This window comes from Paenibacillus sp. RC334 (assembly GCF_030034735.1).
In the GTDB taxonomy this organism is placed as follows: domain Bacteria; phylum Bacillota; class Bacilli; order Paenibacillales; family Paenibacillaceae; genus Paenibacillus; species Paenibacillus terrae_A.
The window spans coordinates 3,784,286-3,800,016 of sequence record NZ_CP125370.1 but is presented as its reverse complement, the minus strand read 5'-3'; the positions used below and the strand labels follow the sequence as shown (position 1 = coordinate 3,800,016).

At 43.3% G+C, this 15,731-nt stretch carries 13 protein-coding genes and 3 pseudogenes; 8 read left to right on the top strand and 8 right to left on the bottom strand.

All coding sequences use genetic code 11. The features are described 5' to 3' along the window. Positions 1 to 16: 16 nt before the first annotated feature. Positions 17 to 526 (bottom strand): discoidin domain-containing protein, encoded by a 510-nt coding sequence (locus QMK20_RS17460; protein ID WP_283652596.1) that lies wholly within the window; start codon positions 524 to 526, stop codon positions 17 to 19. Positions 527 to 952: 426 nt separating this feature from the next. After that, a pseudogene (locus QMK20_RS17455) lies at positions 953 to 1,084 on the bottom strand (sigma factor-like helix-turn-helix DNA-binding protein); the annotation flags it as partial. 284 nt (positions 1,085 to 1,368) lie between these two features. Between QMK20_RS17455 and QMK20_RS17450 the strand changes: the two are divergent. Together QMK20_RS17450 and QMK20_RS17445 are read left to right on the top strand one after the other, a co-directional pair. Then, on the top strand, positions 1,369 to 1,998 hold the full coding sequence (locus QMK20_RS17450; protein WP_283652595.1) for a TetR/AcrR family transcriptional regulator: 630 nt from the start codon (positions 1,369 to 1,371) through the stop codon (positions 1,996 to 1,998). Further along, positions 1,995 to 2,969: an alpha/beta hydrolase gene (locus QMK20_RS17445; protein ID WP_283652594.1), complete on the top strand. Its 975-nt coding sequence runs from the start codon at positions 1,995 to 1,997 to the stop codon at positions 2,967 to 2,969. The genes QMK20_RS17450 and QMK20_RS17445 overlap by 4 nt, the downstream gene beginning before the upstream one ends. Positions 2,970 to 3,134: 165 nt before the next feature. Here QMK20_RS17445 and sigK read toward each other — a convergent pair whose 3' ends face one another. Continuing rightward, complete coding sequence (sigK, locus tag QMK20_RS17440; RefSeq protein ID WP_014282571.1) at positions 3,135 to 3,836, bottom strand: RNA polymerase sporulation sigma factor SigK; 702 nt, start codon at positions 3,834 to 3,836, stop codon at positions 3,135 to 3,137. Between the two features lie 465 nt (positions 3,837 to 4,301). Between sigK and QMK20_RS17435 the strand changes: the two are divergent. Then, positions 4,302 to 4,773: pseudogene (locus tag QMK20_RS17435) on the top strand (2-thiouracil desulfurase family protein). A 384-nt stretch (positions 4,774 to 5,157) separates the two neighbouring features. Here QMK20_RS17435 and QMK20_RS17430 read toward each other — a convergent pair. The 3 genes from QMK20_RS17430 to QMK20_RS17420 form a co-directional block, all read right to left on the bottom strand. Next, positions 5,158 to 5,493: an antibiotic biosynthesis monooxygenase gene (locus QMK20_RS17430; protein ID WP_283652593.1), complete on the bottom strand. Its 336-nt coding sequence runs from the start codon at positions 5,491 to 5,493 to the stop codon at positions 5,158 to 5,160. A 54-nt stretch (positions 5,494 to 5,547) separates the two neighbouring features. Further along, complete coding sequence (locus tag QMK20_RS17425) at positions 5,548 to 6,129, bottom strand: TetR/AcrR family transcriptional regulator (RefSeq protein WP_283652592.1); 582 nt, start codon at positions 6,127 to 6,129, stop codon at positions 5,548 to 5,550. A gap of 172 nt (positions 6,130 to 6,301) precedes the next feature. Next, positions 6,302 to 7,231 (bottom strand): fumarylacetoacetate hydrolase family protein, encoded by a 930-nt coding sequence (locus tag QMK20_RS17420; protein ID WP_283652591.1) that lies wholly within the window; start codon positions 7,229 to 7,231, stop codon positions 6,302 to 6,304. 161 nt (positions 7,232 to 7,392) lie between these two features. On the opposite strand from QMK20_RS17420, the gene QMK20_RS17415 reads away from it, so the two are divergent. Further along, positions 7,393 to 8,415, top strand: a complete 1,023-nt coding sequence (locus QMK20_RS17415; RefSeq protein WP_283652590.1) for an MBL fold metallo-hydrolase — start codon at positions 7,393 to 7,395, stop codon at positions 8,413 to 8,415. A 168-nt stretch (positions 8,416 to 8,583) separates the two neighbouring features. Here QMK20_RS17415 and QMK20_RS17410 read toward each other — a convergent pair. Beyond that, a pseudogene (locus QMK20_RS17410) lies at positions 8,584 to 8,876 on the bottom strand (transposase); the annotation flags it as partial. Between the two features lie 1,011 nt (positions 8,877 to 9,887). Further along, a complete protein-coding gene (locus QMK20_RS17405; protein WP_283652589.1) occupies positions 9,888 to 10,637 on the bottom strand; it encodes a YdcF family protein in 750 nt (249 codons plus the stop codon). Positions 10,638 to 10,826: 189 nt separating this feature from the next. On the opposite strand from QMK20_RS17405, the gene QMK20_RS17400 reads away from it, so the two are divergent. From QMK20_RS17400 to QMK20_RS17385, 4 genes are all read left to right on the top strand, one after another. Next, positions 10,827 to 11,714 (top strand): DMT family transporter, encoded by an 888-nt coding sequence (locus QMK20_RS17400; RefSeq protein WP_283652588.1) that lies wholly within the window; start codon positions 10,827 to 10,829, stop codon positions 11,712 to 11,714. Positions 11,715 to 12,055: 341 nt separating this feature from the next. After that, positions 12,056 to 13,051, top strand: a complete 996-nt coding sequence (locus QMK20_RS17395) for an ABC transporter permease (protein WP_044645144.1) — start codon at positions 12,056 to 12,058, stop codon at positions 13,049 to 13,051. 18 nt (positions 13,052 to 13,069) lie between these two features. Then, positions 13,070 to 13,963 carry a carbohydrate ABC transporter permease gene (locus QMK20_RS17390; protein ID WP_134913395.1) on the top strand — a complete coding sequence of 298 codons (894 nt, stop codon included), beginning with the start codon at positions 13,070 to 13,072 and terminating at the stop codon, positions 13,961 to 13,963. A gap of 215 nt (positions 13,964 to 14,178) precedes the next feature. Further along, a complete protein-coding gene (locus QMK20_RS17385) occupies positions 14,179 to 15,720 on the top strand; it encodes an extracellular solute-binding protein (protein ID WP_283652587.1) in 1,542 nt (513 codons plus the stop codon). Positions 15,721 to 15,731: the final 11 nt, after the last annotated feature.

The following is a 15,731-nucleotide window of genomic DNA, read 5'->3' as shown; positions in this document are numbered from 1 at the left end:
ATGCTCACATTGATTTTTATTCCGCAATAGCGGGATTTAAATTGGAATTTCTGTAGGCTGGAACGCCATTGATTGAAGCGGTTCTTAACTGAATATATCGTACACCATAATAGGTTGTTGTATTGTTCAGGCCAGATGAAAGTACAGTTATTTTATAATATTGAAAAGGAATCTCATTACTGAATTGATAGGTCGTTTTTGCAGTAGTTGGCACTGCTTCTACTGCACCTAATCTAAACCAGTTTTCTCCGTCGTTAGAACCATGAAGAGAAAACGTTAGGATAAAAGCTTTAAAGGTTGGCTGAGCCAAGAGGATATCATTAATCGTTTTGCCTTCATCTAATTTGAATACAATTTCTCCACCTCTACCGCTCAAGCTGCTTTCCCAAGAAAGATTATTATCAATTAAAATATTTTTTGGAAAAGTATTTTTGGTATCACCATTAGTTGAAACATTTTCTTCTGCTATAACGACAGGATCAATTGAAAAAGAATAATCGTTTGGATTCTGACTAAATTTTGTCATGTTGGATTTCCTCCATTAGTTAAATTATTTAATATTGTTGAAATTATAATTTATATTTATATGAACCTATCAATAAATATATTACCTAATATTAAAATACATATTGCGACTGCCAGAAAAAACACACCAATACTCATCAACAGGTAGAGATTGTCGTCTACATAGCTTCAAATGGACGGAAGTAAACCCGGGTTAGATATAGCACTGGATTGCCTCAATTCGCAAATGAGCGCAAGGCTGTATATACAGTTATTGCTAGAATGCTGTTGATGACGACACATACAGTATAAGCAACCCCCGCGTATTCCTAACATTAAGATGGAACAACTGTTCAAATGTTTTTATGATAGAGTTTAAGCGATATAATTACGAAAAAGGCCCCTATTGGGACCCTAAAGCAGTTCATATATTTGCGCTTAACATGTTTTACCCCTTCTGCTTGTAAAATTCATGGTACAGCTTCATTAATGCACGCTTCTCAATGCGGGACACATACGAACGCGAAATCCCCAGCTCTCTGGCAATTTCCCGCTGTGTACGTTCTTCACCTCCGGCGGCCTTGATCAATCCGATGGTACCGATGGATATGAGGTCCTCCAAATCTTCATGGTTTATCAAATTTAAGGAAGGCGGAACGTGTACTCATCCAAAATAACCTGATAAAAATAAGCCGGAGGCGCATGTTGGGCAGCACTCCGGCTTATTTTTATATGTTGAGGTTCATCCTGCTCGTAAGTAAGATAAATTCACTCTTGCTATAAGTCGTAATTTAAGATACATTATTAATTAAATAAATGATCATTTAATTAATTAAAGTTTAGTTTAAAGAAAGGGGAATACATTTGGCAAGACCCATCAATGAAGAAAAAAGACTGGAGCGGCGTAAACGTATCCTTGAAGAAGCTGTTGTCTTGTTCGCAGAAAGTGGATATTCTAATACCACAACGGCTATCATTGCGCAGAGTGTGGGAGTGACTCCTGGAACCATTTTTCAATATTTCCCTAGCAAAGAAGCTTTATACTACGCCGCTGTCCTTGAGCCGCTTGCTGATATTCAGGCGAAATCGCTTGCTTGTCTACAACAAGAGGGGACGCCGGGCGTATTGATTAAGAACATGGTGGCAGAACAATTCAACCACATCTACTTATATACAAATGAATTGCGGCTTGTTCAATCTGTCTTAGGACAACGAATAAGATTCCCTGAACTTACACAGAAAGTCCTTGAAAGTACAAAGGTAATGACAGATGCGATCGAATGCGTCTATGCCAAGGGACAGTTAATGGGAGAATTCAACAAAAGCTTTTCTCCAGCAATGATCTCTCGTGCCTATATCTCTTTCTTTAATGGAGTGGGCTTAACTCTTGGAGAAAGTATTATTCATCATCCCGAGTGGGAAAATCTGAAGGGGCATGCCTTGTATTTGTTCGCACCCATACAACCTAAAGATAAACTGGAGGAGTCTGAATGAGTCAAACATCATTACAACCTGATCTGACATTTAACGTTCGTGTGAAAAAACGAAAGAAAATTTTATGGAGCCTAGGGATCGTGCTTTTGCTTGTGATGGCTCTTGTATTTTTTATATCTTATAAAGTAGTAGACACCTTGTTGCACCATCCTAGAGACACTAACGTCAGCTACGAATTGAATATCGATAAAACTCCCTACGAAGAGGTCGAGTTCAAGAGTTTGAAAAATGATAATACGATTAGAGGTTCCTTCTTCCCTGCAAGTGGTCTTTCTGGTAAAGCAAATAATAAGACGATTATTGTCGTCCATGGATATACGAGCAATCGTTTAGTCAAAGGGCGGACCCAAAAGTTAGTAGAGCATTTCGTTCCGAAAGGCTACAATGTATTGGCATTTGACCTCAGCTCGCAAGGTAAATCCGATGGTAATTTGATTACACTGGGTCTCAATGAAAAATACGACTTGCTGGGAGCTGTAGACTATTTAAAATCCAGAAACCATACGGGTGATAACATTGGAGTGATCGGCTTTTCAATGGGTGCTGCTACTTCTTTGCTAGCCGCAAGTGAAAGTGATGACATCAAAGCTGTAATTGCGGATAGTCCTTTTCGTAATGCTGGTCTATTTCTGAGAGAGGGTTTGCCCTTCTTTTCAGGTTTACCTGCGTTTCCATTCAGTTATACATCGACATGGATGGCAAATTGGGCCTTTAAGGTTGATCTTGATTCCATATCTCCTATGGATGCGGTAAAAAAGATGCAAGACAAGCCAGTTATGCTCATTCATGGTACTGGAGATCAGCAAATTAGTTATAAAAATACAGAAATTATTTACGAGTCCTTAAAAGATAACCCAAAAGCAGAAGTATGGTACCCGCAAAATACGGAGCACATCGATGCCATCAACCATTACCCCACTGAATATTTCAAAAGAGTAGATCGCTTTTTGGATGAGTATGTAGGAAAATAAATTCAATCCAAGAGAGCAACTAGCGGAGGAGCTTGTCCTGACGAAGTAAAAATACTCAATAATATCAAGCATTTTTAGCCTGTAGTGTAGAAAACCACTACAGGCTTTTATTTGCGTTTTCAATGAAAATACATAGCAAAATAGTTATTATTTAAGCGGAACCCATTACCCCTTCTGTTTGTAAAATTCATGGTACAGCTTCATTAACGCTCGCTTCTCAATGCGGGATACATACGAACGCGAAATACCCAGTTCTCTGGCAATTTCCCGTTGTGTACGTTCTTCCCCCCCGGCTTCCAGGCCAAATCGACCAATAACCACTTCTTTTTCACGCTCATCCAAAATATCCAGGTTACGATAGATTTTACTCTTCTCTATTTTGAGCTGTACCTTATCCACAATATCGTCCGCCTCGGTGCCGAGGATATCAATTAAAGTAATTTCGTTACCTTCCTTGTCGGTCCCTATAGGATCATGGAGAGATACGTCTTTACGTGTTTTTTTCAATGAGCGAAGATGCATTAAAATTTCGTTTTCAATACAACGGGCCGCAAACGTTGCCAGCTTAGTGCCTTTCCCGGTCTGAAAGCTTTCAATGGCCTTGATCAGACCGATGGTGCCGATGGATATCAGGTCCTCCAAATCTTCACCGGTGTTATCAAACTTTTTCACAATATGAGCCACTAATCGGAGGTTGTGTTCAATTAGTGTGTTGCGGGATTGCGCGTTGCCTTCGGCAAACAGCTTCAGGTGTCGGGCTTCCTCTTTCTCAGTCAATGGCTGCGGAAAGGCGTTGTTTTTCACGTAAGAGACGAGTAGCGTCAATTCCTTGATGAACAGAGCGATAGCGCTAAATAGTCCGGGCACGGTTGACACCTCCTGAGGTAGTTGCGAACTTACCGGTTTATGGTACCTTACCGGGCTTGTGATCTGTTTATTGTATGTGGGCAGGTGCCCATCCGTGCCTGTACTCCGAAAACTGCTCCGCAACAATTTATGGGGATAGAAAGTAAGATTTTCACACACCTCCACATTTCAAATCGTATTCTATAGACAAATAACAGAATATGGAGGTGTGCAATGATAAGAGGGCTTATTGTTTTTTTTGCTGGCTGCCATTTTATCCGTACAAAGTGTTTATGCAAACCTGTAGTGAACACACAGAGGGCAGCAGCTTCGCTTTTTTCATTTTTAATGTCATACGGTAGAAGAAGCACCCTGATTGATATGGAAGAAGGAAGTTTTATTTTTCGTACGATGACTCTATGAGAAAATTTGATTATACTTAAATGACTTAAGTTGTGAAAAGCAACGGACATGAGGTGGAAGCAGATGATTTTGGTAAGTTCTTGTTTGGCAGGGATGAAGGTGCGGTATAACGGGACGGATAGCTTGGACGTACATATTCAGAAGTTGGTAGAGGAAAAGAAGGCTATGACCATCTGTCCTGAACTGTTGGGGGGGCTTTATGACGCCGAGACCGCCTGCTGAAATTGTGGACGGGACGGGGGAGGATGTACTGAACGGTAAAGCCAAGGTGGTTGAGTCCTCGGGCAACGATGTCAGTGAGATGTACATTAAAGGTGCATACGAAGCTTTGAACATAGCTAAGGAGATTAACGCTACACTTATTGTTTTAAAAGAAAACAGTCCATCCTGCGGATCAGCCGCCATTTATAACGGGTCATTTGAAAACCGGAAAATAGCGGGGAATGGCGTGACCTCGGCTTTGCTGAAAAAGGAAGGCTTCAAGGTGATATCGGAGGAACAAATATCGGAAATTTTCCTGCATGAGGATATGTAGTGGATTCGGAGACATGAAAGTAGGATAAAATACAGATTTTGAACTCTCACAGTACTCATGAAAGAAAGACTCATGGTGTCAGGAGAAAATAAAGTATTAGACTGGCTCCAACAAAAAAGACAGCGGCAGCCTTAGACCAGAAAATATAGTCTTAGACTACCGCTGTTTTATTAAACTAGCGTGTCCCGTTAGTTCAATAACATCCACAGAATTATAGCATGGTAAGAACTAATTAACGTATCACAATAATGGCTGCAATAGAAAGAGTGGGTATGGGAGACTACAAAATATAGTTTACAGACTCTGTTTCAGTCCTTTCTTTAAAACGAGAAAGAGCTACCTGTTTTTTAGACAAGTCACTCTTTAAATTATTAATTAATCTATCTATTTGTTTGTTAAATTAGTTCTCCACTCATTCGTTGGTGTAAGATAACTAATTATTCTTTCATCGATTAAATCCACAAGTTTATTCTCATATGTTTTTCTATAAGGTTTAGGAAGTTCTTCTTTTAGCCAACTTTCATTTGTTCCTTTCCAGATTTCAAAAAGAGTAACCTCATTTGAATTATCAATATCATCTGAAAGAACGGCACTTACAAAAGCTGGTTCATGTTCCATCACTCTCATATTAGCAGATAATAGTTCTTTGAATTCTTCCTTTTTTTCACTTTTAATTTTAAATCTTATATAGAGTATTACGTTTTCTTTATTATTACTCATAAATATCCTCCAACTTAATAAGTTTAAACTTATCATTAAATAAATCAACAAAGCTTATGACTGAGACAAAATTCCTTTAACAAACAATGAGACACTGTGCTTGTAGAACTCTTCCTCGGTGACGAGTTGGGACTGATATTGCCGGTGAATCAGCTCGCTCATCTGAAATCCGTAGCACATCGAGAGAAAAGACATGGCGGCAAGACGCTCATCCTGTCTGGCTATAACTTTTTTCTTCTGCAGGCGTTCAAAATATTCAACCAGCAAGGAGTGCAGCTTCACCGGCGGATCGGCCAGCACTCTGTCCAATTCGGGTAGCATTCCTTTGTCGCGGATGCCAATCAAAATGATGTCCGCATTTTTATGGAAAAACAAACGGTACTGCTGACTTACATTCAGCAGATCGACTTCCGGATTATCGGTCGCGCCCTCTTTTAACAGCTTCTCAAATTGCGGGATATCCGAATGTCTTTCAATGATGGCTTCCAATATGCCTTGCTTGCTTCCAAATTGCCGGAAAATCGTAGATTCATTGACTTTAGCTTCCGTTGCAATGGCTTTGGTGCTTACTCCCCGATAGCCCTTCTTTTTGATGAGCCGTGTCGCGGCTTCAATGATTCTGTCTGATGTTTGCATTGTATTTCTCCTTTTGCATATGTTAAACCTATTCTACTACAAGTTTTGCATATGCAGCAGGGTCGGGGTTCATCATTTTCATAAACGTTTATTTAAGGCAAATCGCTTCTTTTTTCCCAGCGGCTTGGTTCCGTAATCTTGACATGATCAGGCACCAATTGCGTGAGCGTGCCTAATTTATCAAATGTAATCTGGATTCGGTCAGAGGGCAACAGCCATTGTTCGGTCTCGATTGCGCAGCAATCCGGTATCGTCCCATTCCTATAATCGTGCCCGGGAGCGGCGTGAAAACTTTGAGAACCTCCTCCATCACTTTTGCAGGGTGTGCAGAATACTCGGATGTGCTTCCCTTCCAGTGCAGTCTCTCCCCGATGCGTACATCCACATCCAGTACCAGCGGGTTGTCGATTTCATCCGGCGTAACCAGAAATGGTCCTATTCCTTTGCTGCGATCAAAATCTTTGCAGCGCGTCGGTCCGATCAGCGCCTGGAAATCCGGCCACTGCACATCGCGGACAGTACTGTCGTTAAAAATAACATAACCTGCAATGCAGTTCCCCTTCCCTGTAACAAAGGCCAGCTCCGGCTCGATATCCAGGTAGGAAGAGTACGAAGGCCAATGAATCGTATCCCCATCGCCAATTAATGCATTATGGTTACACTTGTAATAACTGAAAGTTACTTTATTCGGATCTTTCTGGAATTTTTCAGCAATTTTTCGTTTAAGCTCTTCTCTTTCCGGCCCTGTATATTCTCTTTGCAACAGATTTACGCCAGCATTTCTCAGATGTCTTGGCGTCAGCCCGAAATCGATAAGCGCAGCCGGATTCGGAACCGGCGGCAGCAGTTTTACCGCTGCAATCGGGCAGATTTCATTTTCATTGAATTGATGCGACTGTTCAACAGCATATTGCATCAATTCCTTAGCGGCATCATAACTTGCCGGCAAATAATGAAGATAGCTGTCTATACTTTCAAGACTGTCAATGAATGTTCCCTGCTTTTTCATGATTGCGGCAAAAGACACGACAAATTTCTCGTTAATTACAAGCCCAAACAAAGGTTCCTGGGATGTCTTGGCTTGAAAGGTTACTAGCTTCATGTTGCAGCTCCTCCATCCATGTAGTGTGATGTTGTTCTGTTACTATCATATAGCATAGAACAAATGCATGCAAGTACTTGCTTGCATTTGTTCTATGCTATATGATAAAGACATAGTCAGTATGCCTTACCCCAAAAACATATACGCAAAGGAGAATTTTTATGAAGTATGGACGTATTATCCAAAAACCTCGCGTTAAATTTTTTGAAGTCGCAGATGGCGTCTTTGCCGGTATTTCGCCGTATCGCGGGATCAGTTGGGCCAATGCCGGGTTCATCAACAAGGGTGAAGGGCTGGTGTATGACACATTCTTCGATTTGTTCCATGCACGGGAAATGCGGAAGGCTTTTATGGAAGTAAGCAACGGCGGCTCTCCCGCATATGTGGTGAACTCGCACTATAACAGCGACCATGCCTGGGGAAACAAAGTGTTTGAAGATGCTTGCATTATTATGCACAAGGAAGCGTCCAGAGAGCGTCTCACCGAAAATATCGCCTGGATGGACAGCGTCATTAGAAGAGGAAAGGAGTCTCCGGAATCGACTTCGGGCGAGCGGTTTTTTGCAGCGGAATTTGAAGGATTCGACCTGGAAGGCGTAGAATGGGTGCTCCCGAATATTGAGATAAAGGACGATATCAACATCCGTCTTGGCGATACGGAAGTTATGATTTACAACGTAGCTCCGGCCCACTCTGACAGTGACTTGCTGCTGTGGATGCCAAAAGAAAAAGTGCTGTTCGCCGGCGATGTCGTGTTTAACGGTTGTACGGCATACAGCGAAGAGGGAACCCTCAATTGGGTTAAAGTGCTTGATCGCATTATTGATGAAATTAAACCCGAAATCGTTGTTCCAGGACATGGCGCCATCTGCGGCCTGGACTTCGTGAAGGAGCAGAGAGACTACCTCCTGAATCTGATCAGCGAGTTCAACAAGCATTACAATGACGAAATTGATTCCTTGTCCCTGACCAAGCAAATTGATATTTCCCGCTTTCTTCATTGGATTCAGCCAGAACGCTTGTATGTTACAGTGGATATCCTATTGAAAAGCAAACGAGGGTTACCACCCCTTCCAATTTGGAACGAGGTGCCTGCTAAGCTGGAAGACATGAAAGCTTTTTTGACCGGAAAATATGGCAATCAGATCAAGCCATGGGACCCTATGAGTGTTTGGCAAAAATAGTGCATGCAAGCCGTTATTAAGTGATCGTTGTCAGGGAATGCGGATGAACGATGTGGAAGAAGAGCAAGTATGTATCAGATCATGAGGGCTCAGAGAGTCGATGGTTGCTGTGAACCGATCCTCACCTGATACCGAATGGGCTTCTGAGTCGCTTCGCTGAACAATGAGCTTCTTCACCACGAGTGGCTCAAACTCGACGAGGCGGTCGCGTGGCACGGAGATCTCTTGTTCGCCGTACTCGCTGACCACAGTTTTCTGCTTTTGCCATTCCGGCTGTTTGATGTCTCCTTGGCCTTCACATCGTGCTTCTCATAGCCCAGATGCGTTTCCATTTCCGCCTCCAGCATCTCCTGGATCGTCTCGGCAAACAGGTTCTTCAGCGCATTTTGCGCATCTTGCGCCGTAACCAAATTATTCTCCTTAATGAAGGCCGGCAGTTGCTGTTTCGCCCAAAGTCCCATTTCTTTTGTGGAACAATCATAAAAAAGTTCCGCTGTTCGCATCAGTTTCCAGATGTTAATAGTTTTGAGTGGTTTTGTTTTCTTCAAGTAGCTTCGAATTGCTACCCAATCTGTTCTTTGCAGGGGTCATACTACTTCACAGCCTCTCAAAAAATGAAAAGCCGAGCAATTTGAAGCTAGCGTACGAAAAATAAAAAACGGCCCTGTCGCAAACGATGCGAACAGCGGCCGTTTTTTGAATTGTTCCACGGAATTAAAATCGGCGCTTAGAACCGATTATGAAGAAAAATGGAGATGGACTTATGACTTACTAGTAGAACTCTTCTAAATCGATATAACCAAAATTTGATGTTAAGTGTATTTCTCTTCTTTAAAGGGATTCCAAGACTTTTGGCGGTAGCCACCATCACTAAACTGCCCGTTAGTTTAATAAAAAGAGCAGATTGTAACGCCTGCTCAACAATGCGTGATATTCAACTACCGTGTCCCGTTAGCTCAAATATATCTTGCTTAGAGAGACTCGATTCCCCATTCTTTATATAAGTCGTTAAGCTCATGTGATGTCTTTGTAACAAAACTCTTAACCACATCTTCTTTTAAATAAATTGGGGTAATCTGGGGTTCATTGTCCTTATTGCGTAGCCACTGTAGTTTTATATCTCGGTATTGGCTTACTTCAATTTGAGTTAACAATGGTTCAATACTATAAGCATTTCCTACATAGTGCTTGTTGAGAACGGCTTCAGCCCATTCTTTTCTCCTAATTAAACTTACCTCACACTTAGCTAAGGGTGAAATCCTGCGAATTCATGAGCCTGAGTGAGAAAACTAAATCATATTGAGGGAGCTTAATGAGGCCACGACAGTCTAATACTTTATTTTCTCAGTCTACAATTTTATTTTCTTTGGATTCATGGTAAAATCAAGCGCTTGGTAGCATACAGGTTTATACCTGCGAGCTGCCAAGGCGCTTGTTTGTGATGTGTGCCTATACGCTAGATATACGTCACATTATTTAAGCTTCAAAGCAAGAATCCCCAGATACTCCTTAAGGGCTGTTCCAGTAGTAGCCATGGCTCCAGCAGACGGGGAGAGCTTGGCGGCATATAGTGACAGATGTTCACTTGCCAGATAGTCCGTCGGATAAGGCACAGCCTGCATGCCTGCACGCTGAAATTCCAGCGCCGCACGTGGCAAATGGAAGGCAGAGGTCACCAAAATGGGTTTGGTGAGCTGATGCTGCTTTAAAATTTGGGAGGTATAGAGGGCATTTTGCTGCGTGTTCAGGGAACGGTTTTCGATCAGAATATCCTTTGTGGGAATACCGAGCCCCAGAAGCTGTCTTTGGGCAATATTCGCTTCGTTGCCACTGTCGCCAAATACCTGTCCACCGGAAAACAGAATAGGTAAGCCCGTTGCTTCGTGCAACCGTGCCGCAGTGAGCAGCCGATTGGCGGCTGAACCCAGCAGATTACCTTGTCCGTTGATGTCGGGTGTTCCCTCTGTGGCTCCGCCGCCAAGCACAACGATGACATCGCCTTGAACGGTACGAGGCTGTGGATACTGCTTTTCCAGACTGCTGATTAGCAAATCTCCGGCCAAATTGGTAGAGGAACCATACAGCAGCAGTGTGACAACGAGTAGAATGACAGCAGGTTTACGCGCACGCTTCCACAGCCAGATCACAAGCCCTGCCATCACGAGGATAAACAAACCGGGAGGCAGCACGAAGCTGTATAAAAATTTGATGATATAAATCAAGTGCAGACATCCTCCTATCCTTTAATCTCTATTTTTCTTTTTGGTTTGGTATATTGTAACATAGGCAAATGACTGGATTCCTCTGTTTGGAGTTGTGCTTTCCAATGCATATTTTTTGTTTGATAAAGTTGTCCTATAGGCGTAAAATATAAGGTCCAGTCATTTTTTTCATAGAGGAGCGAAAGCAGCATGGGAGAGTTAACGACAGCCAAGCGGATCATGATGATCGCGCTGTTGGTTGTATTGTGGGGCATATCTTGGCCCATTTATAAAGTAGCGTTGCAGTTTACGCCTCCACTTTTGTTTGCAGGGTTGCGCACGTTGCTGGGAGGTCTGCTGTTAGGAGCGATTTTACTGCCGAGATGGAAACGTATCCGTTGGAAAGAGAACTGGCGGGTCTATGCTATTTCGAGTGTTTTTAACGTGGTACTGTTTTATGGTCTGCAAACGGTAGGGCTGATGTACGTACCGTCTGGCCTGTTTTCTGTGCTGGTGTATCTCCAGCCTGTATTGGTCGGCATTTTTGCATGGATGTGGCTGGGTGAAGCGATGTCCGGGCTTAAGGTGACTGGATTGGTCATCGGATTTTTGGGTGTCGCGGCTGTAAGTGTCGGAGGATTTTCGGGACATGTGGCTGTGGCAGGTGTAGTTATCGCTATTATTACAGCCGTGAGCTGGGCATTGGGTACCGTCTATGTGAAAAAGGTAAACCAGCGCGTGGATTCGCTGTGGCTGGTCGCATTTCAATGCACATTGGGAGGCATCGTGTTGACGGGAGCCGGAACAGTGACGGAAAGCTGGTCAGACATCGTATGGAATGTTCCTTATGTGTCGGGGCTGTTGTTCGGTATCGTGTTGGGCATTTCGCTGTCTTGGTTGCTGTATTTCACACTGGTTAACTCGGGGGATGCGAGCAAAGTCGCGTCTTATACGTTTTTGGTGCCTGTTATCTCGGTGTTTGTCAGCTCCTTGCTGCTGCACGAAACGATTACAGCTTTTCTGCTGATCGGTCTGGTATTAATCGGGCTTAGCATTTATTTGGTGAATCGCAGAGCGAGAGTAAGTCAGCAAGTTTGATCCCGCTTCAAAATGTCAAACGGTTCAGGGAAGATGGCATCAAGTTTATCGGTCAGAACAAAAATGACGGTGAACTGCGTTTCGAGTTACATGATAGTGAAGGGCAACCTCAAACGTTTAATTATGCTTTATAAGTGGGTTTTGGGCGTCTATCAGGCGCCTTATATCACACAATACTTCACAAATATCCGAATTGTTCACTCTTTAGGACACTCCTTTGTTCATGAAGTACGCAAGGCTTCACTTTTCATTTTGAATGCGCTTACATAAAATAGGGTCATACGACGGCGGTACTGCAAAACATGCTGTTGGTAACGTATACAGAGGGGGAGTGACTCACATTGAATCAGCCTGTGCCTAAGAGTTCTGCTATGCTCACGACAGATTCCCGCCTGAACGGGAGGAGGCTGGCGAGCGGCAGGAAAAATGGATTTTTCCATGAACTGATCCGTAATCGGATATTATTTTTAATGCTGCTGCCGACCTTGATCTTTTTCTTCATTAACTCTTACATTCCTATGGTGGGTATCTATTATGCATTTACCCAGTTTGACTTCAATACCAGCTTGTTCGATGCCAAGTTTGTCGGACTTCAGAATTTTCAATTTCTATGGCAATCCGGCACGCTGACGAAATTGACATTGAATACGGTCGGATACAACGCAGCATTTATTTTATTTGGCAACGTGTTAGCGATTGTTCTCGCGATTTTGCTGAATGAGCTGCGGGGGCGTTACTTTAAAAAGATCGCTCAATCTGTGATGTTCCTGCCTTATTTTGTTTCTTTCGTTATTCTAAGCGTTATCGTGTATAACATATTTAATTATGATAACGGCTTTCTGAATACGCTGCTGCTGCAAATCGGCGGTGAACGTGTGGATGTATACAACAAACCGTGGGTATGGATTTTCCTGATTATCCTGTTCTACCTGTGGAAAAATCTCGGCTACAGTATGGTGATTTATTTGGCGGCCATTACAGGCATTAGCGACGAGTACTATGAGGCGGCGAAAATGGACGGGGCCAACATTTTTCAACGGATCTGGTACATTACCGTGCCTATGCTCAAATCGACGTTCGTCGTGCTGCTGCTGTTCGCGCTCGGCAGTATTATGAAGGGACAGTTCGATCTCTTCTATCAATTAATCGGCAACAATGGGGTGCTGTACAATACGACGGATATTTTGGACACGTATGTGTACCGTTCACTGAAAGTAACCTTTGATGTCGGTATGGCTTCGGCGGCAGGCGTGTACCAGTCCTTGTTCGGCTTTATACTGATCATGACTGTGAACTATATTATCCGCAAGCTGAACGACGAATATGCCTTGTTCTAGAAAGGAGGACCCAAACGGATGGCGATCAAAGAGGATGTATACACCCGAATTTTTCAGATTATTTCTTATGCGGTAATCATTATTGCTTCTATTGCTTGTTTACTGCCATTTCTACTTATTATTTCGGCATCATTGACCAGTAATGAGTCGATTATCAGAGATGGATATCATTTTATTCCACAGGAATTTTCGCTGGAAGGATACCGGACGGTGTTCACCTTTCCTGAAGAGGTGCTGAGGGCGTACGGTGTGACCATTTTTACAACTGTAGTAGGTACGACGTTGGGCCTGTTCCTGATGACGATGGCGGGATATGTGCTGGCGCGTAAAGATTTTAAATACCGGAACGCATTCTCGTTCTATATTTACTTTACAACGTTGTTCGGGGGCGGCTTGGTACCCTGGTACATTATGCTGACGAAGTATTTAGGACTGCTCGATACGTATACGGTGCTTATTTTCCCGGGGCTGATGACTCCGTTTCTGATCATTTTGATGAAAAACTTCATTCGTTCGTCCATGCCGGAAGAGCTGTTTGAGTCTGCCAAAATTGACGGTGCGGGTGATTTTAAAATCTACTATCGGATTGTGCTGCCTTTGTCTACGCCGGGCATTGCCACCGTGGGGTTGTTTCTGGCCTTGGCATACTGGAATGACTGGTTCTCGTCTTCACTCTTTATTAATGATCCACATAAATACCAGCTGCAATATTATCTGTATAATGTAATCAACTCGATGCAATTTATCGCGCAAATGGGGGCAGGTACCGGCGTTTCACTCTCCAACGATATGCCGACCGAATCGACCAAAATGGCAATGGCGATCGTGGTCACCGGACCGATTTTACTGCTGTACCCGTTCATTCAGCGTTATTTCGTCAAGGGCTTGACCATTGGTGCTGTTAAAGGCTAAAGTAGACAGTCATCAGCTAAGATGGCATGATGTGCTGACGTTATGCCATTTTGAAAGCATATTTTGTAAGCGTTTTATTTGAGGGGCTAGTAACGTTTGTTTCCTACAAATTTTAAAGGCGAGGCTGAGTACAAGCGAATGATTTTCGTCCACTCTCCAGGCTTTTAAAAGATAGATGGCTTTAAACCAGCAACCACTTCAAAAGGAGGATTCACATGACATTTACAAAGAAAAGAAAGCAACGCATGTCCATCCTGATTGCAGTTATGGTCATCATGGCGCTATTAGCCGGGTGTGGAGGCGGTGGTGGAAACAGCGCACAAAAATCAGATGGAACGGATGACAAATCTCAGAAGGTACAGCTGCAATTTTATATGCTGGGTGATGCTCCGAAGGATCTGCCTGCCGTTGAAGCAGAGATTAATAAATTGGCGGAAAAAGATTTGAATGCCACCGTCAAATTCAACTATACGACGTGGACGGACTGGGATCAGAAGTATAAGCTGCTGCTCTCTTCAGGCCAGCCGATTGATCTGATCTTCACTGCAGATTGGACGCAGTATCAGGCGTATGCCAAGAAAGGTGCATTCCTGCCGCTTGATGATCTGCTGCCGAAGGCCGCACCTGCCTTGCAAAAATTCGTGCCTCAGGAGATGTGGGATGGCGTTAAAATCGGAGGCAAAATCTACACTGTGCCTGGCACATACAAGGAGTATGTAACCAATGGATTTGTATGGCGTGAGGATTTGCGCGAGAAGTACAATCTGCCTAAACCTACGGATATAAAAAGCTACGAGGCTTATATGGATGGTATCCGTCAGCATGAGCCTAATATGAAACCGGTCTCTCTGAACAGCGATATTAAAGGGAACCTGCATGATCGCTATTCCGAATTGGTAACAAAGAGTGTAGGGGCTTTGCCTTATGGCATCGGTATTAAGTATGAAAAACCAACAGAGGTTTATAAATATTGGGGTTCAGATGAGCAAAAAGAAGAGCTGAGCATTTACAAACGCTGGGCCGACAAAGGATTTATTCCTAAAAACGTACTGAACGTAAAAGATACGCTTCAGGATCAGGTGACTTCTGGTAAAGCAGCGAGTATTTTCGGTGACAATCCGACCCGTTTTAATGACATGGTGATTAAGCTCAAAGCGTCTCACCCGGACTGGAAGCTGGATTACTATCCGTTCCCGCTGACGACGGGGTATGCAACTCCAGTGCATCCGATTCATAACGGCTTTGCGATTCCGAAAAGCAGTCCTAACCCTGCACGCGCAATAGCTTTCTATGAAAAGCTTGTCACGGACAAACGCTATAACCTGCTCACGCAATACGGAATTGAAGGCAAAAACTATGAAGTCAAAGACGGTTACTATCAAATGATAGGTACCGGCAGCACGAACGGCTTTTCACGGGAAGGTATGAATAGCTGGGCTTGGCGTAACCCGGAATACATGCTGTTTGATTCAGGCTTTGACCGGGTGAAGAAGATTTTTGCTGAGCTGGATAAAATCCAGAAGCCTGACGTGTTTACCGGTTTTGCAGAGGATTATACGACCTATCAAGCCGAAAAAGCGGCTTTGGAGCAGGTTGAGAAGCAATATCTGTATCCGCTCCAAGCTGGATTGATTGATAATGTGGATCAAGGATTGCAGACCTTCTTGCAAAAGGCAAACCAGGCTGGCCTGGAGAAAATCCAGACGGAATATACCAAGCAATGGGAAGCCTACGTGAAGGAGAAGAACATTAAGTAATTGGGCAAGGC

Excerpts from the sequence above, each read along its gene's own strand:
- QMK20_RS17415 (WP_283652590.1), top strand. The coding sequence starts at position 7,393 with ATGAAGTATGGACGTATTATCCAAAAACCTCGCGTTAAATTTTTTGAA.
- QMK20_RS17420 (WP_283652591.1), bottom strand. The coding sequence starts at position 7,231 with ATGAAGCTAGTAACCTTTCAAGCCAAGACATCCCAGGAACCTTTGTTT.
- QMK20_RS17385 (WP_283652587.1), top strand. The coding sequence starts at position 14,179 with ATGACATTTACAAAGAAAAGAAAGCAACGCATGTCCATCCTGATTGCA.
- QMK20_RS17425 (WP_283652592.1), bottom strand. The coding sequence starts at position 6,129 with ATGCAAACATCAGACAGAATCATTGAAGCCGCGACACGGCTCATCAAA.
- QMK20_RS17400 (WP_283652588.1), top strand. The coding sequence starts at position 10,827 with ATGGGAGAGTTAACGACAGCCAAGCGGATCATGATGATCGCGCTGTTG.
- QMK20_RS17430 (WP_283652593.1), bottom strand. The coding sequence starts at position 5,493 with ATGAGTAATAATAAAGAAAACGTAATACTCTATATAAGATTTAAAATT.
- QMK20_RS17460 (WP_283652596.1), bottom strand. The coding sequence starts at position 526 with ATGACAAAATTTAGTCAGAATCCAAACGATTATTCTTTTTCAATTGAT.
- QMK20_RS17445 (WP_283652594.1), top strand. The coding sequence starts at position 1,995 with ATGAGTCAAACATCATTACAACCTGATCTGACATTTAACGTTCGTGTG.
- QMK20_RS17390 (WP_134913395.1), top strand. The coding sequence starts at position 13,070 with ATGGCGATCAAAGAGGATGTATACACCCGAATTTTTCAGATTATTTCT.